We start from the raw sequence: 559 nt of genomic DNA, 5'->3' as shown, positions 1-559 counted from the left end.
GTTCCCTGGCGAGATTGAATCTATGGTTAATTTCTTATGGGTAGCAGTACATAACAAAAAATTCGGAGTTGAAATAAATCAAGCCTTTGAAGAATCATTTAATGGTTACGGATTAAATCACAGTATAGAAGAAGCAGCGATTAGCTGGATGATTGCTGAAAATTTCAGATTAGGAAACGAAATGAGTAGACAAACAGGAGAATACCGTCAAGAGTTTTCCTATCAGCCAAGAGGTCATGCAAAATATGCCGATGTAGTAAGACTTTTTGACTGGGACGCTTTCGAACAATTTAACAGAAACACTAGTGAGAGTTACGAGAATGGTGAAATAAACTATGACGACGATGTAAATAATGTGCCTACCGACGATAGATTATTGAGAATGTCTCAAGCCTTTGGTTACGATTTACGACCATTAATCCATTTCTGGGGAGTTCATCCTGACAATGCCACGAGTTTAGAAACAGAGATTAAAAATAGTGATCTTAAAAAATCGACTGCTATTTACGACCAATTAAGCTTTTACAAGACTATAGTTCCTGCCAATAATGAAGCATTT

Annotated in this window: 1 protein-coding gene; it reads left to right on the top strand. The window is 36.5% G+C overall.

Annotated features, from left to right (window positions below; all coding sequences use genetic code 11):
- A partial coding sequence (locus ACFFVB_RS18720) for a hypothetical protein (protein WP_382382241.1) occupies positions 1-559 on the top strand: 559 nt, incomplete at both ends.

The sequence above is a fragment of the Formosa undariae genome (assembly GCF_042427615.1).
In the GTDB taxonomy this organism is placed as follows: Bacteria; Bacteroidota; Bacteroidia; order Flavobacteriales; family Flavobacteriaceae; genus Formosa; species Formosa undariae.
This window is presented reverse-complemented; position numbering and strand designations above follow the sequence as displayed.